22 protein-coding genes are annotated in these 21,782 nt (G+C 67.8%); 13 read left to right on the top strand and 9 right to left on the bottom strand.

What is annotated here, in order from left to right; genetic code table 11:
- Nucleotides 1-238 precede the first annotated feature (238 nt).
- The gene (locus TY25_RS07035; RefSeq protein WP_014981178.1) at nt 239-562 is read left to right on the top strand and encodes a WhiB family transcriptional regulator; all 324 of its coding nucleotides are present in this window, start codon (nt 239-241) and stop codon (nt 560-562) included.
- Nucleotides 563-659: 97 nt separating this feature from the next.
- Here the strand turns inward: TY25_RS07035 and bagB are convergent, their stop codons facing one another.
- Complete coding sequence (bagB, locus tag TY25_RS07030; protein WP_042254994.1) at nt 660-1,775, bottom strand: ATPase BagB; 1,116 nt, start codon at nt 1,773-1,775, stop codon at nt 660-662.
- Nucleotides 1,772-2,791: an ATPase BagA gene (bagA, locus tag TY25_RS07025; protein ID WP_042254993.1), complete on the bottom strand. Its 1,020-nt coding sequence runs from the start codon at nt 2,789-2,791 to the stop codon at nt 1,772-1,774. Before bagA ends, bagB begins: the two co-directional genes overlap by 4 nt.
- A 194-nt stretch (nt 2,792-2,985) precedes the next feature.
- Here bagA and sp36 point away from each other — a divergent pair, with 194 nt between their 5' ends.
- The 3 genes from sp36 to TY25_RS07015 all read left to right on the top strand — a co-directional run bounded on the left by sp36 (nt 2,986) and on the right by TY25_RS07015 (nt 4,530).
- Nucleotides 2,986-3,147 carry a Sp36 family protein gene (gene sp36 / locus TY25_RS42465; protein ID WP_014981181.1) on the top strand — a complete coding sequence of 54 codons (162 nt, stop codon included), beginning with the start codon at nt 2,986-2,988 and terminating at the stop codon, nt 3,145-3,147.
- A 13-nt stretch (nt 3,148-3,160) separates the two neighbouring features.
- Nucleotides 3,161-3,628 (top strand): RidA family protein, encoded by a 468-nt coding sequence (locus TY25_RS07020; RefSeq protein ID WP_014981182.1) that lies wholly within the window; start codon nt 3,161-3,163, stop codon nt 3,626-3,628.
- Between the two features lie 110 nt (nt 3,629-3,738).
- A complete protein-coding gene (locus TY25_RS07015; protein WP_042254992.1) occupies nt 3,739-4,530 on the top strand; it encodes an MBL fold metallo-hydrolase in 792 nt (263 codons plus the stop codon).
- 65 nt (nt 4,531-4,595) lie between these two features.
- Here the strand turns inward: TY25_RS07015 and TY25_RS07010 are convergent, their stop codons facing one another.
- Together TY25_RS07010 and TY25_RS07005 are read right to left on the bottom strand one after the other, a co-directional pair.
- Entirely contained in the window at nt 4,596-5,270 is a 675-nt protein-coding gene (locus tag TY25_RS07010; RefSeq protein ID WP_011206875.1) for a Crp/Fnr family transcriptional regulator, read from the bottom strand.
- Between the two features lie 218 nt (nt 5,271-5,488).
- Nucleotides 5,489-5,716 (bottom strand): hypothetical protein, encoded by a 228-nt coding sequence (locus tag TY25_RS07005; RefSeq protein WP_014981184.1) that lies wholly within the window; start codon nt 5,714-5,716, stop codon nt 5,489-5,491.
- A 238-nt stretch (nt 5,717-5,954) separates the two neighbouring features.
- Here TY25_RS07005 and nth point away from each other — a divergent pair, with 238 nt between their 5' ends.
- Genes nth through TY25_RS06985 form a run of 4 tightly spaced genes read left to right on the top strand, consistent with a single transcriptional unit; the run spans nt 5,955 to nt 9,208 of the window.
- A complete protein-coding gene (nth, locus tag TY25_RS07000) occupies nt 5,955-6,656 on the top strand; it encodes an endonuclease III (protein WP_042255229.1) in 702 nt (233 codons plus the stop codon).
- Nucleotides 6,653-7,291 (top strand): TlpA disulfide reductase family protein, encoded by a 639-nt coding sequence (locus TY25_RS06995; RefSeq protein ID WP_042254991.1) that lies wholly within the window; start codon nt 6,653-6,655, stop codon nt 7,289-7,291. Before nth ends, TY25_RS06995 begins: the two co-directional genes overlap by 4 nt.
- Nucleotides 7,288-8,004: an NUDIX hydrolase gene (locus TY25_RS06990; protein ID WP_088607064.1), complete on the top strand. Its 717-nt coding sequence runs from the start codon at nt 7,288-7,290 to the stop codon at nt 8,002-8,004. The genes TY25_RS06995 and TY25_RS06990 overlap by 4 nt, the downstream gene beginning before the upstream one ends.
- Before the next feature lie 10 nt (nt 8,005-8,014).
- Complete coding sequence (locus TY25_RS06985) at nt 8,015-9,208, top strand: MarP family serine protease (protein ID WP_042254989.1); 1,194 nt, start codon at nt 8,015-8,017, stop codon at nt 9,206-9,208.
- Nucleotides 9,209-9,460: 252 nt separating this feature from the next.
- Here the strand turns inward: TY25_RS06985 and TY25_RS06980 are convergent, their stop codons facing one another.
- The 4 genes from TY25_RS06980 to acs all read right to left on the bottom strand — a co-directional run bounded on the left by TY25_RS06980 (nt 9,461) and on the right by acs (nt 14,348).
- Nucleotides 9,461-10,396 (bottom strand): alpha/beta fold hydrolase, encoded by a 936-nt coding sequence (locus TY25_RS06980; RefSeq protein ID WP_042254988.1) that lies wholly within the window; start codon nt 10,394-10,396, stop codon nt 9,461-9,463.
- A 45-nt stretch (nt 10,397-10,441) separates the two neighbouring features.
- Nucleotides 10,442-10,972 carry a phage holin family protein gene (locus TY25_RS06975; protein ID WP_014981190.1) on the bottom strand — a complete coding sequence of 177 codons (531 nt, stop codon included), beginning with the start codon at nt 10,970-10,972 and terminating at the stop codon, nt 10,442-10,444.
- Nucleotides 10,969-12,225, bottom strand: a complete 1,257-nt coding sequence (gene nhaA, locus TY25_RS06970) for a Na+/H+ antiporter NhaA (RefSeq protein WP_226887518.1) — start codon at nt 12,223-12,225, stop codon at nt 10,969-10,971. Before nhaA ends, TY25_RS06975 begins: the two co-directional genes overlap by 4 nt.
- A gap of 179 nt (nt 12,226-12,404) precedes the next feature.
- Entirely contained in the window at nt 12,405-14,348 is a 1,944-nt protein-coding gene (gene acs / locus TY25_RS06965) for an acetate--CoA ligase (protein ID WP_042254985.1), read from the bottom strand.
- A gap of 417 nt (nt 14,349-14,765) precedes the next feature.
- Here acs and TY25_RS06960 point away from each other — a divergent pair, with 417 nt between their 5' ends.
- From TY25_RS06960 to TY25_RS06945, 4 genes are read left to right on the top strand one after another with little or no spacing between them, the layout of a single operon-like run.
- A complete protein-coding gene (locus TY25_RS06960; RefSeq protein WP_042254983.1) occupies nt 14,766-16,352 on the top strand; it encodes a peptide ABC transporter substrate-binding protein in 1,587 nt (528 codons plus the stop codon).
- A gap of 59 nt (nt 16,353-16,411) precedes the next feature.
- Nucleotides 16,412-17,338, top strand: a complete 927-nt coding sequence (locus TY25_RS06955; RefSeq protein WP_042254982.1) for an ABC transporter permease — start codon at nt 16,412-16,414, stop codon at nt 17,336-17,338.
- Nucleotides 17,331-18,302 (top strand): ABC transporter permease, encoded by a 972-nt coding sequence (locus TY25_RS06950; protein ID WP_042254981.1) that lies wholly within the window; start codon nt 17,331-17,333, stop codon nt 18,300-18,302. Before TY25_RS06955 ends, TY25_RS06950 begins: the two co-directional genes overlap by 8 nt.
- Nucleotides 18,299-19,993 (top strand): dipeptide ABC transporter ATP-binding protein, encoded by a 1,695-nt coding sequence (locus tag TY25_RS06945; protein WP_042254980.1) that lies wholly within the window; start codon nt 18,299-18,301, stop codon nt 19,991-19,993. The genes TY25_RS06950 and TY25_RS06945 overlap by 4 nt, the downstream gene beginning before the upstream one ends.
- A 178-nt stretch (nt 19,994-20,171) precedes the next feature.
- Here the strand turns inward: TY25_RS06945 and TY25_RS06940 are convergent, their stop codons facing one another.
- The gene (locus TY25_RS06940; RefSeq protein ID WP_042254979.1) at nt 20,172-21,041 is read right to left on the bottom strand and encodes an alpha/beta fold hydrolase; all 870 of its coding nucleotides are present in this window, start codon (nt 21,039-21,041) and stop codon (nt 20,172-20,174) included.
- Between the two features lie 323 nt (nt 21,042-21,364).
- Here TY25_RS06940 and TY25_RS06935 point away from each other — a divergent pair, with 323 nt between their 5' ends.
- The gene (locus tag TY25_RS06935; RefSeq protein WP_042254978.1) at nt 21,365-21,772 is read left to right on the top strand and encodes a MarR family winged helix-turn-helix transcriptional regulator; all 408 of its coding nucleotides are present in this window, start codon (nt 21,365-21,367) and stop codon (nt 21,770-21,772) included.
- Nucleotides 21,773-21,782 lie beyond the last annotated feature (10 nt).

The raw sequence follows: 21,782 nt of genomic DNA, 5'->3' as shown, positions 1-21,782 counted from the left end.
GAATAACCCGGCCTCGCCGCCGCTCCGGGGATTTTGCAGGGACGGACGTACCAAAAAATCCGGGGGCGGTCTTGCGCTAGCCCCATACCTTTACCTAGATTGAGAACCCAGTGTGATAGAGCTAACACTCAAAGTGGAATGTGGTGCAGTTCGCAGCGGGGTTTGGGTTGCTGCGACGCTGACACGCGATTCTGGAGCGCCGTTGACCCGGTGTTCGGACTGCAAAGGGGCACACCAAATGCACATGACAACCCCCATCGCTCGATTGGACGTGGAGCAGGCCGAAGCAAGGATCGCCTGGGTAGCCCAGGCCCGATGCAAGGAAGTGGATCCCGATCAGTTGTTCGTCCGCGGCGCTGCCCAGCGCAAAGCCGCGACGATCTGCAGGCACTGCCCGGTGCTGATGCAGTGTGGTGCCGACGCGCTCGACAATCGAGTGGAGTTCGGTGTGTGGGGCGGTATGACCGAGCGGCAGCGGCGCGCGCTGCTCAAGCAGCACCCGGAAGTGACCTCCTGGGCCGACTTCTTCCAGGCCCAGCGCCAACATCAGGTGGCAATGTAGCCCCCGTGAACCCTCGGAACTGAGCCTGCGAAAGCGGGCTCAGTCCCGTTTGGGGGCAAAAGCTTCCGTTTGGACCTATAGCCGATGCGTCTATGTATCAAGCAGATGCTCGGTTGGTGGTCAGTTGATCACCAACGGCACGCAGCGCCTCGAGATCGGACACCTCGAACGGCAACGCGGTGACCGCGACGATCGGTACCCGCGGATGCGCCCCCGTAAACCGGTGCAGCAGATGCTGTTCGCGCTTGTCCGTGGCCACGCGACGGGCGTGAATGCGCAGCACCGCCGCGGTCAGCGGATCCGAGTCCGCCAGTTGCTCCGCCACGGTCGCCGCCCGCCCGGCCGACAACGTGCTCAGCGCCGGATGCGTCCGGTTGAGCACCAGGCCCGCCAGCGGCATCCGTTCGGTGGACAGCCGGTCCACGAAGAACGACGCCTCGCGCAGCGCGTCCGGTTCCGCGGCCGCGACCACCAGGAAGTGGGTGCCCGGCTTGGAGAGCATCGCGTAGGTCCGGTCCGCGCGATCCTGGAAGCCGCCGAACAGCGAGTCCAGCGATTGCAGGAAGTTCGAGGCGTCCTTGAGCATCTGGCCGCCGACGATGGTGGACACCCCGCGCACCGCCAGGCTCATCGCGCCGGTGACCAGCCGGGTGACGCCGCGACCCGGCGCCATGATGACCCGGATCATCCTGCCGTTCAGGAAGTTTCCGAGCCGCTTCGGCGCGTCCAGGAAGTCGAGCGCGTTGCGCGACGGGGGAGTGTCGACCACGATCAGGTCCCACTCCTTGCGCCCGGCCAGCTGACCGAGCTTCTCCATCGCCATGTACTCCTGCGTCCCGCCGAACGACGAGGCGACGGTCTGGTAGAAGGGGTTGGCGAAGATCTGCTCGGCCTTCTCCGGGCTGGTGTGCTCGAGCACCATGTCGTCGAAGGTGCGGCGCATGTTCAGCATCATCGCGTGCAACTCGCCCTTGGCCGCCGGCCCGAGCGGCACCCGCTGCGGCGAATTGCCGAGATCGGCGACCCCGAGCGACTGCGCCAGCCGGCGCGCCGGGTCGATGGTGAGCACCACGACCTTGCGGCCCTGTTCGGCCGCGCGCAACGCGATCGCCGCGGCGGTGGTGGTCTTGCCGACCCCGCCCGAGCCGCAGCAGACCACGACACGCGCCGTCCGGTCTTCGATGATGCTCGAAATATCCAGTGGCGCGGTCATTTGACCCCTTGGGTACTCAGGTGTTCGGCCAGTTCGTATAAGCCGCCGAGGTCCATGCCCTCCGGCAGCGCGGGCAGGTACAGGCGGGACACGTCGACCTTGGCGAGCTCGGCCGCGCTGTCGTCCTGCGCCTGCAAAGTGGCGGCGTGCTCGATGGTTTCGGTGATCAGACCCTGGAAGTCGTTGTCCGGCAGGGTGATCCCGGCGGCGGCGAGCCCAGTGCGGACGGCGTCGGTGTCCACCGCGCCCCGGGCGGCCGCGGCGCGCAGTTCGGGCGGCAGCTGACCCTCGGTGGCCCGGTTCACGATGACCGTGCCGATCCGCAGATCCGCCGCCTTCAATTCCGCGATGGCGTCGGCGGTTTCCTGCACCGGCAGCGCTTCGAGCAACGTAACCAGGTGGATCATCGTCTGATCCGAGTGCAGCAGCTTCGAGACGCCCTCCGCCTGGGAGGCGATCGGCCCGCCCTTGGCCACCTCGAGCATGGCCTGGGTGACGTCCAGGAAGCTGGCGATCCGGCCGGTCGGCGGCGCGTCGACCACGATCTCGTCGTAGACCCGCTTGCCGTCCTTGCCGACCCGGACCGCGGTCTCCTTGATTTTGCCCGTCAGAATGACGTCGCGCAGGCCGGGCGCGATCGTGGTGACGAACTCGATGGCGCCCATCCGGCGCATCGCCCGGCCCGCGAAGCCGAGGTTGTAGAACATGTCCAGGTATTCGAGAAAGGCGTGCTCGATGTCGAGCGCGAGCGCGACCACCTCGCCGCCGCCGTCCGCGGTGGCGATCCGGGTCTCGGTCGGCGGCAGCGGCGGCAGGTCGAACAGCTGGGCGATCGACTGCCTGCTCTCCACCTCCACCAGCAGCACCCGCCGCCCGCCGGCCGCGAGGGCCAATGCCAGCGCCGCGGCCACGGTCGACTTGCCCGTGCCACCCTTGCCCGAGACGTAGTGCAAGCGAGCTTTCTCGGCACGTTCCGGCCAGCCTTTTTCGAGCTCGGGCTCGGCCGAAAGCGGCACTGCTGTTGGTACTCCCACGTTCGCGAGCCTATAACCCGTTCTGAGATCGCGCCCGAGGGATCCGCCTAGTGCCTGGTCCAGGCGGTGCATCTGTACCAGACAGTAGGATTTCGGGACGTTTTGCCCACTGTCGGCGGGCGGGCGGAACGCGATGCCGCAGGCGCGCTCCGGCGGTCAGCAACTACGCTCCTCCCATGAGTGAAGCGAGCTTGTGGGAGTACGCGACCGTGCCGCTGTTGACGCACGCGACCAAGCAGATTCTCGACCAGTGGGGCGCGGACGGATGGGAGCTGGTGACCGTGTTGCCGGGGCCGACCGGTGAGCAGCACGTCGCCTACCTCAAGCGTCCGAAGTAAGGAGACGCCGCAGATGACCACAGCAACCCAGTGGGAAAGCAATCTCGCCCGGCTCGGCCTGACCCTGCCGCCGGTCGCGCCGCCGGTCGCCGCCTACATCCCGGCGATCCAGACCGGTTCGCTGGTCTACACCTCGGGTCAGCTGCCGTTCGTGAACGGTGAGCTGTCGGCGGTCGGCAAGGTCGGCGCCGAGGTGAGCACCGAACAGGCCCAGGAAGCCGCCCGCCTCTGCGCGCTCAACGCGCTCGCGGCCGTGCACGGACTGGTCGGGCTCGACCGGGTCGTGCGCGTGGTGAAGGTGGTCGGATTCGTCGCCTCCGCACCGGGATACAACGACCAGCCGGTCGTGATCAACGGCGCCTCGGAATTCCTCGGCGAGGTCTTCGGCGACGCGGGCGTGCACGCGCGCTCCGCCGTCGGCGTCTCCGAACTGCCCAAGAACACCCCCGTCGAGGTCGAGATCATCGTCGAGGTGGGGTGATTTCTCCCGCGCGGGAGGACGGTCACGTGCGCGGCAGGTGAAAGCCGCGCGCGTGGTTGTCTTTCGGGTAGACCACTCCGGATCGGCAGATCGCATTCGAGGACGATGGCATGGCACTTGAACATCCCGCGTACGGGCAACTACGGCAGGTCACCCCGACGGCAGCGGTGTTGCTCGCGGACAATCCCGGCCAGATGACGTTGCAGGGCACCAACACCTGGATCCTGCGCGCGCCGGGGCGATCGGACTGCGTGGTGGTCGATCCCGGGCCGAAGGACAAGGCGCACGGCGCGAAGATCGCCGAGGTCACCGGGGGCGAGATCGCGCTGACGCTGATCACGCATCGGCATCACGACCACACCGGCGGCATCGACCGCCTGGTGAAACTCACCGGAACCCCGGTGCGCGCCAAGGACTCCGAGTTCCTGCGCGGCTCGACCGCACCGCTGGTCGACGGTGAGGTGATCGAGGCCGCGGGCCTGCGCATCACCGTGCTCGACACCCCGGGCCACACCGGCGACTCGGTGAGTTTCGTGCTCGACGACGCGGTGCTGACGGGGGACACCATTCTCGGCAGCGGCACCACCGTGCTCGATTCCAGCGACGGCACCCTGGCCGACTATCTGTCCTCGCTCGACCGTCTGGTCGAGGTGGGCGCGGGTAAGGCGCTGCTGCCCGCGCACGGGCCGGATCATCCCGACCTGGAGCCGGTGGCCCGCTACTACATCACGCACCGGCAGGAACGACTCGAACAGGTCCGGGAGGCGTTGCGGGTGCTCGGCCCCGACGCGGGTGCGATGGCCGTGGTGCGCCGGGTGTACGCCGACGTGGACAAGCGGCTGTGGCTCGCCGCCCGCAGCTCGGTGCAGGCCCAGCTGGAATACCTACGCGCCGAGGGCTGACGCGTATCGAAACCGGCCTGCCGGATTCATGGAGCTGTGAATCCGGCAGGCGGTACACCTGTGGACTAGCGCGCGCGACGGGCCAGGCGCTCGGAGTCGGAGATGAGCACGCTCTTGCCCTCCAGCCGCAGCCAACCGCGGTGCGCGAAGTCGGCGAGCGCCTTGTTCACGGTTTCGCGGGAGGCGCCGACCAGCTGGGCGATCTCCTCCTGGGTGAGGTCGTGGGTGACCCGCAGCGCACCGGCCTCCTGGGTGCCGAACCGCTGTGCGAGCTGCAGCAGCGCCTTGGCGACCCGGCCGGGCACGTCGGTGAAGATGAGGTCGGCCAGGTTGTTGTTGGTGCGACGCAGGCGCCGGGCGAGGACGCGGAGCAACTGCTCGGCGATCTCGGGTCGCTGGTCGATCCAGGACTTGAGGGCGTCCCGGTCCATCGTCACGGCACGCACCTCGGTCACCGTGGTGGCGGTGGAGGTACGCGGGCCCGGATCGAAGATCGACAGCTCACCGAACATGTCCGAGGGACCCATGATGGTCAGCAAATTCTCCCGGCCGTCGGGAGAGCGACGTCCGATCTTCACCTTGCCCGAGGTGATGATGTAGAGCCGGTCACCCGGTTCACCTTCGTTGAAAATGACATGACCACGTGGGAAATCCACGGGCTGCAATTGCTTGGCGAGGGCGGCCACCGCAGTGGGCTCGACGCCCTGGAAGATGCCTGCTCTGGCGAGGGCCTCGTCCACTTATGTGCTCCTTATGGGAAATGGCTCTGTACTGGACCGAAAGCGACTCGGCCAACAGCGCAGTCTACGCGGCATGATGACAGCGTAGTGACAGACACCACGTAACGTGTGGATTGCATGGCGCAGCGAGGAACCGTACCAGTTTCTGATCTTGGCTTTCGCGGGCACCCACGTGGTTACCGCAGCTCTAGCCGCCGGGTCCGTCGGTCACTTCGGGGTCAGCTTGCTCGGGCCACATCCAGCTCTTCGCCCCGGGCGCGGCGCTTGCGCATCCGTGCCACGGCAGCGGGCAGGCCGAGCCTCGTCAGCTCTTTCACTTCTGCGTTGCTTGCCTTGTCCAGGTACTGCTGAACCTCTTCGTCGGGTTCGAGAAGTTTGCGGAGCCGGTTCTCGACCCGCTCCATACCCAGTGCGAACAGCATCAACAGCACTGGGAAGAGCACCACAGCGAGTCCTTGCATACGGAGGAGTAAACACGGTCTAGGTCTCAGATGGAACACGGCAACCGAACTGGACGGGCAACGCCGTCCGACAGTTCCGTATGGTGGACGAGTGCGTGTCACCCCTTCCAATGCCGCCGGAAACGGACGTGCGACTGCCGCCGCGGCGACCGATGCGCAAGCCGCCGCGGCCGCTGCGCCGAAGCGGAAAACCCGCGCGCGACAGGCGGAAACCCAGCTCGGGCTGGTCCGCCGCGCGCGCCGGATGAACCGTGTGCTGGCCGAGGCTTTTCCGGACGCGCACTGTGAGCTGGATTTCACCACGCCGCTCGAATTGGCGGTCGCGACAATACTTTCCGCGCAGTCCACCGATGTGCGGGTGAATCTCACCACGCCCGCGCTCTTCGCGAAGTACCCCGACGCCCGCGCCTACGCCGAGGCGAACCGCGCGGAGCTGGAGGAATACGTTCGCTCGACAGGTTTCTACCGCAACAAGGCGAACTCGCTGATCGGCCTCGGACAGGCCCTGCTCGAGCGGCACCACGGTGAGTTGCCTCACACCATGGACGAATTGGTGCAGTTGCCCGGCATCGGGCGCAAGACCGCGAACGTCATCCTGGGCAACGCGTTCGGCGTGCCGGGCATCACGGTCGACACCCATTTCGGTCGCCTGGTGCGGCGCTGGCAGTGGACCGCCGAGGAAGACCCGGTGAAGGTCGAGCACATCGTGGGCGAGCTGATCGAGCGCAAAGAGTGGACGATGCTCTCGCATCGGGTGATCTTCCACGGCCGCCGGGTGTGTCATGCCAGGAAGCCGGCCTGCGGTGTGTGCGTGCTCGCCAAGGACTGCCCGTCCTTCGGCGCCGGTCCCACCGATCCCGATACCGCCGCGGATCTGGTCAAAGGTCCCGAGAAGGAGCATCTGCTCGAGCTGGTCGGCCGGTGAGGGGAGTCCCGGTTGCCTGGCGATGGGCGCTGGCCGGATTGATCGCGGTGCTGGCGCTGACGGTCGCGCTGTGGCCGCGCGGCAACCGCGACGCCGACCCCGCGACGGATACCGCGCGATCCCCGCGCAGCGCCGGAGTTGCCGAACAGCAACGCGCCGCCGCGGATCTCGCGCCGTGCCCCCACCCCGTCGCGGGCGTGCAGAGCGCCGGCCCGCTCGCCGGCCTCACGCTGAACTGCCTGGCCGACGGTGCGCCGGTGGAGCTGGCCGCCGCGCTCGCGGGTAAGCCGGCGCTGTTGAACCTCTGGGCCTACTGGTGCGGGCCGTGTGCGCAAGAATTGCCGTATTTGCAGCAGTTCGCCCGACGCGCCGGAAACGCGATTACCGTGCTGACCGTGCACAGCGACCCCGACGAGGCCAAGGCGATCGCCCGGCTGACTGGACTCGACGTGAAACTGCCTGGTGTACTCGATGCCGACACGCGGGTGCGGACCGTCGTCGGCGCCCCTGCGGTACTGCCTGTTTCGGTGTTGGTGCGGGCGGACGGTTCGGTGGCACGGGTGGAGGTGCGCGCGTTCACCGGGGTCGACGACATCGCGAACACCGTCGCCCGGGAGCTGGGAGTAGCCGCATGACCATCCCTGTGCCCCAGGACATTCCGAAGTGGCTGAGCCGGGCCACCGAGCCCGACACCGACTCGTCGGACACCCTCACGCTGGCGCGCACGCTGCGCCGCGCCATGACGATCACCACAACCCCGCGGCAGGCGGCGGTGCTCGTGCTGTTCGGCGGGTCGCCCGAAGCCGACCCCGCCGCGCCCGGCGGACTACCCGCGGACGCGGAGGTGTTGCTCACCCAGCGCGCCGCCACCCTGCGCCAGCATCGCGGCCAGGTCGCCTTTCCCGGCGGCGCGGTCGATCCCGGTGACACCGGGCCGATCGACACCGCGCTGCGCGAAGCCTGCGAGGAGACGGGGCTGGACCGCTCCGGTGTCGAGCCGCTGGCGATCCTGCCGAAGCTGTTCGTGCCGCCCTCCCGATTCGACGTGACACCGGTCGTGGCCTACTGGCGCACGCCCAGCGCGGTCGGGGTGGTCGACGCGAGCGAGACCGAGCGCGTGGTCCGGGTGCGCCTGGCCGAGCTGCTCGATCCGGCCAATCGCTTCCTGGTCCGCGGCAGCCTCGGCTACCAGAGCCCCGCCTTCCAGGTGGACGGCATGCTGGTCTGGGGGCTGACCGGAGGCATCCTCGCCGGAATCTGTAAAACCGCGGGCTGGGAACAGGAATGGGACCACACCGACGTACGTGATCTGGAGACGGCACTGGCTGCAGTGGGAATGACCTTATGAGGGAGCGTCGGTGAGCTCATCCGCATGGCTCGATATCGCTGTCGTGCTGCTCGCGCTGCTGGCCGCCTCGTCCGGGTGGCGGCAGGGCGCGGTGGCCTCCGCCCTGGCTTTCCTCGGCGTCGTGCTCGGCGCGGTAGCGGGCATCCTGATCGCGCCGCACATCCTGGTCCATGTCGACGAGGGCCGCACCCGGGTGCTGACCGGTGTGCTGCTCATCGTGCTGCTGGTGATCATCGGCGAGGTCGCGGGCATGGTGCTCGGCCGGGCCGCGCGCAGCGGTATGCGGCATCCGTTCACCCGCAGTGTGGACAGCGTGGTGGGCGCGGCGTTGCAGGCGGTGGCCGTGCTGGTCACCGCGTGGCTGCTCGCGTTGCCGCTGGCCACCTCGTCGCAGCCGTCGATCGCCACGGCGATCAACGGCTCCCGGGTGCTCACCGACGTCAACCAGGTGGCGCCGAACTGGTTGCGCCGCTTGCCCAACGAGTTCTCCAAGCTGCTCAACACCTCCGGCCTGCCGGACGTGATCGGCCCGTTCGGCCGGGCGCCGATCGCGGCCGTCGAGCCGCCGGACGCGAGCGTGCTCGGCAGTCCGGTCGCGGGCTCGTTGCAGCAGAGCGTGCTGCGCATCCGCGGTGTCGCGCCGAGTTGCCAGCGGGCGCTGGAGGGTTCGGGTTTCGTGATCGCCCCGGAGCGGATCATGACCAACGCGCACGTGGTCGCGGGCACCACCAGCATCCAGGTCGATTCGGCGACCGGGCCGCTGGACGCCACCGTGGTGCTGTTCGATCCGTCGACCGACGTCGCGGTGCTCGCGGTGCCGGGGCTGACCGCCCCGCCGATCCAGCAGGCGCCGGCGCCTGCGCGGTCCGGTGACAGCGCGATCGTGCTCGGTTATCCCGGCGGCGGGCGCTACACGGCCAGCGCGGCCCGGGTGCGCGAGACGCTGGATCTGACGGGCCCGAACATCTACCGCGACGGCACGGTGGAGCGGCAGGTCTACACCGTGCGCGGGTTGGTGCGCGCGGGCAATTCCGGTGGGCCGCTGGTCGATACGGAAGGCCACGTGCTCGGCGTCGTGTTCGGTGCGGCCGTCACCGACGACGACACCGGCTACGTGCTGACGCTGGCCGAGGTCCGTGCGCAGCTGGACGCCGCACCGGGCGTGAACGCCCCGGTCGGCACCGGAGCCTGCGTGCTGAGCTGACGTGGTTCGAGGGCGGTCGCCGAGCGGCCGCCCTCGAGTCTTGCTGAACGGTCGACGCGAGTCGTGGGCTTTGGTTGTGCAGTGACGCGGCGCAGCGCGGATCCGTGGTCACCGCAGACCCTGAACGTGCGCGGACCGGGGACGTGTGTGGATTCCGGACGCGCGTGAGTCCCGGACGCCGACGTATGTGGACCAAAGCCGTACACGGACACCGTCTGCCCGCCCCGGGCCCGCGGTGGCCGTCGCCGAAAGTTATGCCAGCAGTTTCGCCAGCTCCGCGGTGACCATCTCCGGATTCTCCTGGTGCGCATAGTGTCCGGCGGCGGGGATGGGCGTCAGTTGCCGATTGGGGGACAGATGCTGACCGCGCCGGAAGGTGCTGGCGAGCACATACGGATCCAGATCGCCGCGCATGGCCAACACCGGGATCCGGATCGGTTCGCGCATGGTGGCCATGAACCGGCGGCCGTCCGGCCGCCACTGGCTGCGGAAGGCCCAGCGCTGATACTCCAGCGCACAGTGCGCGGCGCCGGGGATCTGGATGGCCGAGCGCATCCGCCGGGCGGTGTCGACGAATTCGGTGGTGCCCGACCATGATCCGCTGACCCGCTGCCGCAGCAGTCGTTCGGCTTCGAAGCCGTCACCTGTGGTCAATAGCCGTTCGCCGTAGCGTGGCAGCTGGTAGCGCAGGAAGTTGGGCAGCCAGGTCGCGCGCTGGTGGCGGTTGTGCAGCACCGCGCTCTTCAGGGCGGCGGGATGCGGTGAACTCACCACCGCGATCGAGCGGACCAGCCGGGGATGCAGGACCGCGGTGGCCCAGCAGACCAGTCCGCCGTCGGCGTGCCCGACCAGGGTCGCGTCGGGATAGCCGAGGGCGCGGATGAGTCCCGCGACATCGCCGGCCAGCGTCCAGCCGTCGTAGCCGCGGGGCGGTTTGTCGCTGTCGCCGTAGCCGCGCAGATCGACGGCCACCGCCCGGTAGCCGTGCGCGGCCAGCCCGGTGAGCTGATGGCGCCAGGACCACCAGAAGTCGGCGAACCCGTGCAGCAACACGACCAGTGGGGCGTCGGTGCGGTCCGGGGCCGCGTCGACCACGTGGAAGCGGATGCCGTTGGCGTGGACGTCCCGATGCGCCCACGGACCGTCGTAACGGACGCTGGACGGATCCGGAATTGAGTGCGACGACACGCCGATGCAGCCTAGTTGTCGAGGTATCCGCGCGCGAGCGAGCGGTTACGAAGCGGGTTTGTCCAGGGCGGGACGGCCGTCGTGGGTCAGCGCCGGACGATCCTCGTGCGCCGCCGCGCCGAGACCGTGCGGCAGCACCGCGCGGGCCTGCTTGAGCGAGTCGATCGTCTTCTCCGGTGCGCGCAGCTTCTTCACCCGCAGATAGCCGAGCAGCGCCAGCAGTGCGGTCGCGACGATCATCAGCGCGAACACGATCAGGAAGGCCGCCCAGCGGGCCAGCCACACGTCGAGCAGTTCGCCGAGGAAGAAGAAAAAGAAGAACGTGCTGAACAGCAGGACGGTCAGCGCGAGGATGAAGTAGACGCTGCCCTGCAGCCCCTTCTTGATCTCGCCGGTGACCTCCGCTTTGGCGAGCGCGACCTCGGCCCGGACCAGCGTCGACATCTGCTCGGTCGCGTCGCGCACGAGGCTGCCGAAGCTGGCGCTGCCGGTGGGGTTCGCGTCGGACAAGGGAATGGAGGTCACTGTACGACCGCGCTGCGCGTCGTTCCCGTTACCGCCGTTTGTGTAACTCACTTGGTCGACCCTTCTCCCTGTCCCGGCACTGCGTCCTCGTCTTCTCGTTGTAGCGCACGCGCGTCTCGACGCGCCTGGTGGACACGCCCTCGCCGCAACAGTAGCGCCGAACCGGCGAGCGACGCCGCCATTGATGTGACCAACACAGCGGCCTTCGCCAATTCCGCGGCCGAGCCGTCGCCGACATCGGCCAGTGCGAGTTCCGCCACGAGAAGGCTAACGGTGAAGCCGATCGCGCCGAGCACCGACAGGGCGAACATGTCGCGATACCCGAGCCCGGCGGGCCGCTTGGCCACGCCGAACCGGATTGCGAGCCAACTGATCCCGAAGATGCCCAGGGTCTTGCCGAGCAGCAACCCGAGAATTACCGCCAGCGCCAGCCTGTCGCTGAACAGCTCGCCGAACACCTTGGCGTCCAACGGAACTCCGGAGGCGAACAATGCGAACAACGGGACGCACACGCCGGCCGAGATCGGCTGGATCAGATGCTCGAGCCGAGTGGCCGGCGCCTCTTCTTCCCCGGGGTCGAGGCGCACCCTGGTGAGCAGGCCGAGGATCACCCCGGCCAGGGTCGGGTGGATGCCCGCCTCGTGCAGCGCGTACCAGGCGACCAGTGCCAGCGGCACGTACAGCCACGGGGTACGGAGCCGCTTGTGCTGGGCCAGCGCCCACAGCGCGAAGCAGGCCGCGGCGGTCAGCAGCCACAGCAGCGCCAGCGTCGTGGTGAACAGCACGGCGATCACGGTGATGGCCATCAGATCGTCGACCACCGCCAGGCTCAGCAGGAAGACCCGCGCGCTCGCCGGGATACGGGAACCCGTCATGGCGAGCACCGCCAGCGCGAACGCGATATCGGTGGCGACCGGGATGGCCCAGGCTCGGTCCATCCCGGGCACGCCGAACCCGACCACTACGGCGAGGAGCGCGGGCGTGACCACGCCGCCGACCGCGGCGATGATCGGCAGGGCCGCGCGTTTCGGGTCGGCCAGCTCGCCGACCACGAGTTCGCGTTTGAGTTCCAGTCCCGCGACGAAGAAGAAGACGGCGAGCAGACCATCTTTGGTCCAGTCGGCCAGGGTGAGATCCAGGTGCAGCGGCGGGATGGCGAGCACCGTCTCGGTCATCGTCACGTAACTCCCGCCCCACGGCGAGTTCACCCACAGCAACGCGACCGCGGCGGCGATCAGCAGAATGGCGCCGCCGACTGTTTCGGTGCGCAGATAGCGGGACAGTTCCGAGCGCACTTGCGTGATCACGGGGAACCTTTCGGCAGGGTCGGTCGGGGCTGCGACCACGCCCTCCCGCCGCCTCGGCTGCGGGTGCACGGCCGCATGCCGACCAGACTTCCCGGCACACCTTACGCAATCCTAACGGTTGAAGCCGGTGACCAGAACAGCCACCGGCCTTACCATGCGTGCCGCGGTTCCGTGAATTATGACTTGCTGGCCCGGATCGCCTCGAAGACGTTCGGATCGACCAGCGTCGAGGTGTCGCCGAGCTCGCGGCCCTCCGCGACGTCGCGCAGCAACCGGCGCATGATCTTGCCGCTGCGCGTCTTCGGCAGCTCGGGCACCACGTGGATCTCCCGCGGCCGCGCGATCGGGCTGATCTCGCGCGACACCTCCGCCTTCAGCTCGTCGACCAGCGCGCTGCCGGTGTCCTGGGTCTCCGCGGTCAGGATGACGAACGCGACGATGCCCTGGCCGGTGGTCTCGTCGCTGGCCCCGACCACCGCGGCCTCGGCGACCCCGGAGTGCCCGACCAGCGCCGATTCCACCTCGGCGGTGGAGATCCGGTGGCCCGACACGTTCATCACGTCGTCGACCCGGCCGAGCACCCACAGGTCGCCGTCGGCGTCGAGCTTCGCGCCGTCGCCGGCGAAGTACCAGCCCTGCTCGGCGTAGCGCTCCCAGTACGTGGCCCGGTACCGCTCCATGTCGCCCCAGATGCCGCGCAGCATCGACGGCCACGGCTGGTCGAGCACCAGGTAGCCGTTGGCCTCGGTTTCCCCGCGCTGCACCGGCTTTCCCTCTTCGTCGACGACCAGCGCCGAGATGCCGGGCAGCGGCGCCATGGCCGCGCCGGGCTTGGCGGCGGTGACGCCGGGCAGCGGCGAGATCATGATCGAACCGGTCTCGGTCTGCCACCAGGTGTCCACGATCGGCGTGCGGCCCGCGCCGATGGTGTCGCGGTACCAGCGCCAGGCCTCCGGGTTGATCGGCTCACCGACCGAACCGAGCAGCCGGATGCTGGACAGATCGTGCGCGGCCGGGATCTCGCGACCCCATTTCATGAAGGTGCGGACCAGCGTCGGCGCCGTGTAATAGATGCTGACGCCGTACTTTTCGATGATCCGGAAATGCCGGTGCTCGTCGGGCGAGTTCGGGGTGCCCTCGTAGACGACCTGGGTGGCGCGGTTGGCCAGTGGTCCGTAGACGATGTAGCTGTGGCCGGTGACCCAGCCGATGTCGGCGGTGCACCAGTAGACGTCTTGTCCGGCTTTGTGGTCGAAGACGTTGTGGTGGGTGTAGGCGGTCTGGGTGAGGTAGCCGCCGCTGGTGTGCAGGATGCCCTTGGGTTTTCCGGTGGTGCCGGAGGTGTAGAGGATGAACAGGGGGTGCTCGGCGTCGAAGGCCTGCGCCTCGTGCTCCGGCGAGGCATCGGTGACCGTGTCGTGCCACCAGAGGTCGCGGCCGTCGGTCCACGGCACCTCGATTCCGGTGCGCCGCACCACCAATACGTGCTCCACCGTGGCGGGCGCCCCGCCGAGCGCCTCGTCCACAGCTTCCTTCAGCGGCGCGGCCTTCCCACGCCGCCATTGCCCGTCGGTGGTGATGATCAACCGGGCTTCGGCGTCGTCGACGCGTTGGCGCAGAGCGGTGGGGGAGAAGCCCGCGAAGACCACCGAGTGGGTGAGGCCGAGCCGGGCGCAGGCCAGCATCGAGACGATCGCCTCGGGCACCATCGGCATGTAGATCGCGACCCGGTCGCCCGCCTCGAGACCGAGCTCGGTCAGATAGTTCGCGGCCCGGCTCACCTCGGCGAGCAGCTCACGGTAGGTGATGTCGCGGGAGTCGCCGGGCTCGCCTTCCCAGTGGATGGCGACCTGGTCGCCGTGTCCGTCGAGCACGTGCCGGTCGACGCAGTTGTAGGCGACGTTCAGCTTGCCGCCGACGAACCACTTGGCGACCGGCGCGTCGGTCCAGTCCAGCACCTGATGCCACCGCTCGTGCCAATGCAAACGATCGGCCTGCTCGGCCCAGAACGCGTCGCGATCGGCCGAACCTCGCTGGTACAGCGCGGCGTCGGCGTTCGCCGCGGCCGCGAAGTCCGCGGCGGGCGGGTACGAGTCCCTGTGGTCGGCTGTTTCGGTCATCTCGCTTCTTCTTTCCACGTAGCCTGAGCCCACGATTCAAACGCAGCCAGTTCGACAGTAGACAACTGTGACCTACGCCGCGTCCGGTGTGTCCACCGGGTTTCCGTGCCGTCACGCCGTTGCGCGATCCGCAGCGATGAGGGGGTGTCAGGGAGACGCCGGAAGGCCCCATACGGAGGCAATGTTTCGGCAGATCGGCCGTTTTCGCGCGATGTTTTTCGTGTTTCGGCGATGTTGCCGAATTGGTAATTAGTGGAACGAACTCTGGTCAATCTGCTGACAGAGTCCCTTCCAGGTGGATAATCTCCGAGGCACCCAAGGCGGATCGTGCCGGCATGCGCCTGGTTGACCTCAACGCGTGCCACCAGGCTCCGCCCTTCTCGAAAACGGGAGAACGCGTTGAGATTCAACAGAGCAATGGCGCTGACTGCGGCAGCACTACTGGCCACAAGCCTCGGACTGGCAGCTTGTTCGTCGGACGACAGCGCCGACGCGAGCATCGTCACGACCAATGGTGGTGAACCGCAGAACCCGTTGGTACCGACCAACACCAACGAGAACATGGGTGGGCGAGTCGTCGACCGGCTGTTCGCGGGTCTCAAGTACTACGACGGCAACGGCGTGGCGCACGACGAGATGGCCGAGAAGATCGAGACGACCGACCGCAAGACCTACAAGATCACCATCAAGCCGGACTGGAAGTTCTCCGACGGCACCACGGTGAAGGCGAAGTCGTTCGTCGACGCGTGGAACTATGGCGCCCTCGGTACCAACGCCCAGCTGCAGAGCTACGTGTTCACCCCGATCCTGGGCTTCGAGGAGGTGTCGGCGGAGAAGCCGACGGCTCAGACGATGAAGGGCCTGAAAGTCGTCGACGATCGCACCTTCACCGTCGAGCTCAAGTCGCCCTCGATCGACTTCGAGACCGAGCTCGGCTACGCGCCGTTCTACCCGCTGCCCGAAGCGGCCTTCAAGGACATGAAGGCCTTCGGTGAGAACCCGATCGGCAACGGCCCGTACAAGTTCGCGCACGAAGGCGCCTGGCAGCACAACGTGCAGATCGACCTGGTGCCGAACCCGGACTACAAGGGTGGCCGCGCGCCGAAGAACAAGGGCCTGCGCTTCGTGATGTACCAGTCGTTCGACACGGCGTACGCGGACCTGCAGGCGGGCAACCTCGACACCCTCGACACGATCCCGGACAGCGCGATCACCTCCTACGAGAAGGACCTGGGCGACCGCGCGATCACCAAGCCGACCGCGCAGAACCAGCACATCGGCATCCAGGCCAACGTCCCGCACTTCAGCGGTGAAGAAGGCGTGCTGCGCCGCAAGGCCCTGTCCATGGCGATCAACCGAGAGCAGATCTGCCAGAACATCTTCCACGGCACCCGCCTGCCGGCGCGGGACTTCACCTCCGCCTCGCTGCCGGGCTTCCGCGGTGACCTGCCGGGCTCGGAGTTCCTGAAGTTCAACCCGGACGAGGCCAAGAAGCTGTGGGCCCAGGCAGACGCCATGTCGCCGTGGTCGGGTCGCTACGAGATCGCCTACAACTCCGACGGCGGCCACCAGGCCTGGATCGAAGCGGTCGCGAACAGCATCAAGAACACCCTGGGCATCGACGCCATCGGCACCCCGTACCCGACGTTCAAGAACATCCGCGACGAGGTCAACGCCAAGACCATCAACAAGGCGTTCCGCTACGGCTGGCAGGGCGACTACCCGACCATGCTGCAGTTCCTCACCTCGCAGTACTACAGCTACTCCGAGACGAACAACGTCGACTGGAAGGTCCCCGAGTTCGACAAGCTGCTCGACGCCGCGCTGGCCGCGCCGACGCAGGAGGAGTCCTACAAGATCGTCGCGCAGGCGCAGACCATGATGCTCAGCCAGATGGCCGACATCCCGGTGCTGGACTACATCGCCGCCGCGGGCCGCTCCGAGAAGGTGAAGGCGAACCTCGCCTGGAACGGTCTGTTCGACTTCGAGAACATCGAGAAGTAGCCGCCAGATGAGCCGCGCCTGCTCCGGCGGCGCGGCTCATCTCCGACCCAGGAGACGAAATGGCCTGGTATGTCGTGCGGCGTCTGCTCCAGATGATCCCCGTGTTCCTCGGGGCGACGCTGCTCATCTATGCCCTGGTATTCCTCGTCCCCGGCGACCCGATCCACGCCCTCGCCGGCGACAAACCGATGACCCCCGCGGTGGAGGCGCAGTTGCGCGCCCGGTACCACCTCGACCAGCCCTTCTTCATGCAGTACCTGCTGTACCTGAAGGGCATTCTGACGTTCGACTTCGGCACTGCCTTCTCCGGCAGGCCGGTCCGCGACGAACTCGCGCGGGCCTTCCCGATCACGATCAAGCTCGCCTTCATGGCCGTGTTCATCGAGGCCGTCTTCGGCGTCGTGTTCGGTCTGGTCGCCGGCCTGCGCAAGGGCAAGCTCTTCGACTCGACGATGCTCGTCATCAGCCTGATCGTGATCGCCGTCCCGATCTTCGTGGTCGGCTTCCTCGCCCAGTTCCTGCTCGGCGTGAAGTGGGGGATCGCACCGGTGACCGTCACCGGTAAAGCGAGTTTCACCGAACTGCTCGTCCCGGCCTTCGTGCTCGGGTCACTGTCGTTCGCGTATGTGCTGCGCCTGACCCGGAACTCGGTGGCGGAGAACATGACCGCCGACTTCGTGCGCACCGCCACGGCCAAGGGCCTGAGCCGGCGCCGGGTCGTCACCGTGCACATCCTGCGCAACTCGATGATCCCGGTGGTCACCTTCCTCGGCGCCGATCTCGGCGCGCTGATGGGCGGCGCCATCGTCACCGAGGGGATCTTCAACATTCCCGGCGTCGGCGGCACGATGTATCAGGCGATCACCCGCGGCGAGCCGCCCACGGTCGTCTCGTTCGTGACCGTGCTGATCATCATCTTCCTGGTCTCGAACCTGGTCGTAGACCTCTTGTACGCCGCACTCGACCCGAGGATCCGCTATGCCTGACCTCGAAAAAGGAATCGACCTCGCCGACAGCGCGGCGCGGGGCAGGCAGGTCTACTTCGTCGCACCGCCGGACGAGGTCGAGGTGCTCGCCACCGACATGGTCGTCGACGGCGGCTCTCCGACCAGCATCTGGTACGACGCGTGGCGGCAGTTGCGGCGCAACCCGATCTTCATCGTCGCGGCGCTGATGATCCTGTTCATCCTGGTCGTCGTGATCTGGCCGGGCCTGTTCACCAGCCAGGATCCGCGCTACTGCAACGGCGACTTCAGCATGGACCCGCGCGGTGCGGGTCACCCGTTCGGCTTCGACAAGCAGGGCTGCGACATCTACGCCCGAACCGTCTACGGCGCACGGGCTTCGGTGATGGCGGGCGTCGGCTCGACGATCATGTTCGTGTTGATCGGCGGCATCCTCGGCGCGCTGTCCGGCTTCTACGGCGGCCTGCTCGACTCGATCGTCTCGCGCGTCTCGGAGATCTTCTACGCGATCCCGCTGATGCTCGCCGCGATCGTGATCATGCAGCTGCTCGACGACCGCACCATCTGGACCGTCATCCTCATCCTCGCCTCGTTCACCTGGCCGCAGGCGGCCCGGATCGCCCGCAGCGCGGTGATCCAGGCGAAAAACAGCGATTACGTCACGGCGGCAAAGGCTTTGGGTGTCTCGCGGATACGCACGCTGATCCGGCACGTGCTGCCGAACGCGGCGGGTCCGCTGATCGTGGTCACCACGATCTGGCTCGGCGTCTTCATCGTCACCGAGGCCACGCTGTCCTACCTCGGCGTCGGGTTGCCGCGCACCATCGTGTCCTGGGGCTCCGATATCTCCTCGGGGCAGAAGGAGATCCGCACCTCGGCGATCCTGTTCTATCCCGCAACGGCTTTGGCGCTCACCGTGCTGAGCTTCATCATGCTGGGCGACGCGGTGCGCGATGCCCTCGACCCGAAGGCGAGGAAGCGATGAGCGCGGAAACGCCGCTACTCGAAATCAAGGATCTCAACGTCTGTTTCACGTCCGAGGGGAAGAAGATTCCTGCGGTTCGGGATGTGAATCTGCAGGTGTACCCCGGCCAGACGGTCGCGATCGTCGGCGAGTCGGGTTCGGGTAAGTCGACCACGGCGCACGCGATCATCGATCTGCTGCCCGGTACCGGCAAGGTCACCTCCGGCTCGATCCTGTTCGACGGCAAGGACCTCGCGACGGCCTCCAAGAAGGACGTCATCGCGGTGCGCGGCAACGGCATCGGCCTGGTGCCGCAGGACCCGATGTCGAACCTCAACCCGGTGTGGAAGATCGGCTTCCAGATCCGGGAGACGTTGGAGGCCAACGGCATCGCCAAGGGCAAGGCAGCCAAGCAGCGGGCGATCGAACTGCTCGAAGAGGCGGGCATGTCCGACGCCGGCCGGCGGGTGAACCAGTACCCGCACGAGTTCTCCGGCGGTATGCGCCAGCGCGCGCTCATCGCCATCGGCCTGGCCTGCCGGCCCAAGCTGCTCATCGCCGACGAACCCACCTCGGCGCTGGACGTCACCGTGCAGCGGCAGATCCTGGACCACCTCGACGGTCTCACCGCCGAACTCGGCACCGCCGTCCTGTTGATCACCCACGACCTCGGCCTGGCCGCCGAGCGCGCGGAACACCTGGTGGTGATGTACCGCGGGCGGGTGGTGGAATCCGGTCCCGCGCTACAGATTCTGCGCGAGCCGCAGCACCTGTACACCAAGCGGCTGGTGAATTCGGCGCCCTCGCTCGCCTCGCAGCGGCTTTCGTCGGTGAAGCAGCGCATCGAGATCCGCGAGCAGGCCGAGAAGGTCGCCGAGCAGATCGCCGCGGCCGATACCGAGATCGCGGCCGCCTCCGACGACGTGGTGGTGGTCGAGAACCTCACCAAGGTCTTCCAGATCCGCGGCAGCACGCCCTGGAAATCGACGGATTTCACTGCGGTGCAGGATGTTTCGTTCCGGCTGCGGCGCGGCACCACCACCGCGATCGTCGGCGAGTCCGGTTCCGGCAAATCCACCGTGGCGCAGATGATTCTCGGCCTGCTCGAGCCGACCTCGGGCAAGGTGCTGTTCGACGGCAAAGAGGTCGCGAAGCTGGATCGCAAGGGCGCCTTCGCGTTCCGGCGGCGGGTGCAGCCGATCTTCCAGGATCCGTACGGCTCGCTCGACCCGATGTACTCGATCTTCCGCACCATCGAAGAGCCGTTGCGCACGCACGACATCGGCACTCCGAAGGAGCGCGAGGCGACGGTCCGCGAACTGCTCGAGAAGGTGTCGCTGCCGTCCTCGGTGATGCGGCGCTACCCCAACGAGCTGTCCGGCGGTCAGCGCCAACGCGTCGCGGTGGCCCGCGCGCTCGCGCTCTCGCCCGAGGTCGTGGTCTGCGACGAGGCGGTCTCCGCGCTCGACGTGCTGGTGCAGGCGCAGATCCTGCGGCTGCTGAACGACCTGCAAGCCGAACTCGGCCTGTCCTACGTGTTCATCACCCACGATCTCGCGGTGGTCCGCCAGATCGCCGATGACGTGCTGGTCATGCAGAGCGGCAAGGTGGTCGAGGCGGCTTCCACCCAGGAGGTCTTCGACTCGCCCCGGGAGGAGTACACCCGGCGGCTGCTCGACGCCATCCCCGGCCGGGATCTGCTGGCCGGCTGAGAAACGTTGGCGGGCTGAGGATCAGCTCGTCGGAGGTCAGCGGCTCACCCTGCTACGGGGTGAGCCGCTTTCTCGTTCTCGGCCTGAGCTCGACCTTCGGCCGCAGGTGCTCGCGATCGGGCAAGGCGTTCGCCCGCAGTATGCCGGGTCGTGTGTGGCCCGTCCGGGTGCTGAGCCCTCAGCTCCGGGCCGTGTGCGCCAGCAGGGCGGGCACGACCGCATCCCACTGCCACGGCGGGGGCACCTGGTGTCCGGTCTCCGGCAAGGGCAGCAGTTCCGCGCCGGGAATCGCTGCGGCCAAAGCCTTTCCGTGCTCGAGCGGGAACAGCGGGTCCTCGGTGCCGTGCAGCACCAGCGTCGGCGCGGTGATGTCGCCGAGCCGATCCCGCCACGGCGCACCGGCGTCCAGCAGGAACGGATTGGTCAGCTGCGCCGCGATATCGGCTGCCCGCTCGACCACCTGGGCCGCCAGCTCGGTGCGGTGTGCGGTATCGAAGACGCGGCTCGCCGCCGCGAACGGGCGCTCGGATTCGACCAGGTACTCGACGACTGCGGCGCGGTCCGACCAGTCGGGTACCGGGGCCTCGGCCGAGAAGTACGCCAGCAGTTCGGGAGTCATCCCCGGCAGGTCCGGGTTCTGATGGCCGGGGCCGCCCGGCGACGCGGAGGCGAGGACCAGCGAGAGCACCCGATCGGGGTGATCGAGCGCGATGAGCTGGGCGGTGGCCGCGCCCTGGGACATGCCGAAGATATGTGCGCGTTCGATGCCGAGTGCGTCCAGCAGGCCGACCGCGTCGGCGACCAGCGTGCGCAGATCGTAGCCGGGTGCCCCGACCGGGAAGGTGGTGGATTGCCCGGAATCCCTTGTGTCGTACCGGATCACTCGTCGTCCACCCTCGACCAGCCCGGTGATGAAGCCGGGTTCCCACGCGAGCATGGATTCCGCGGCACCGTGGATCAACAGCAGTGGCGGCAACGTCGAATCGCCGAAACTCTCTGTGCACAGGCGAATTCCATTGACTTCGACGATCCGCTCGTTGCCCTGCATCTGTACATCCTCCAGGTGTGTTACATGTAACGAGAACCGTAGCCGAAGATTCGTTACATGTAAACAAGTCGCGTTAGACTGGGTGCATGACCGAATCCACCGTGTCTGGACCTGTCGCGCTCGGAGCTGCCGTGCCTGGACCTGCCGCGGTCGGATCTGCCGCGTCTGGGCCTGCCGCGCCTGGATCTGTCGGGGCTGGATCTGCTGCGGCCGGATCTGCCGCGCCTGGATCTGCTGCGCCCGGAACTGCTGCGCCTGAATCTGCCGCGCTCGGATCGCCCCAGCGCCGGGCCGCCGAGGAAGGCTGGGCGGCGTATCAACGGATGCGTCTGCTCGTGGACGCCGAGATCGCCCGCGATCTGGAGCGCAGCACCGGTCTGTCGATGCCCGACTACGACGTGCTCGCCGCGGTGGCCGAGGTCGCCGAGACCGCGGAGTGCGTCCGGGTGAGCGGCCTCGCCGCCCACATGCGCTGGCCGCACAGCAGACTGTCCCGGCAGCTCGGCCGGATGGAGCGGCGCGAATTGATCGCCCGCGAGCCGTGCGAGCGGGACGGCCGCGGCGACGACGTGCTGCTCACCGCCGCCGGTCGGCGCGCCCTCGAGACCGCGGCCCCCGCGCATCACGCCTCGGTGCGCCACCGTTTCACCGATCTGCTGACGCCGGTGCAGCTGCGGATGCTGGCCGAGATCGAGGAGTCCATCGCCCGGCACTCTGCGCCCCGCAAGTAGCCTCGTATGC

Origin of the sequence: Nocardia brasiliensis NBRC 14402 (assembly GCF_000308475.2) — a bacterium.
In the GTDB taxonomy this organism is placed as follows: Bacteria; Actinomycetota; Actinomycetes; order Mycobacteriales; family Mycobacteriaceae; genus Nocardia; species Nocardia brasiliensis.
The sequence above is the reverse complement of the archived record's forward strand: the minus strand, read 5'-3'. Positions and strand labels throughout refer to the sequence as shown.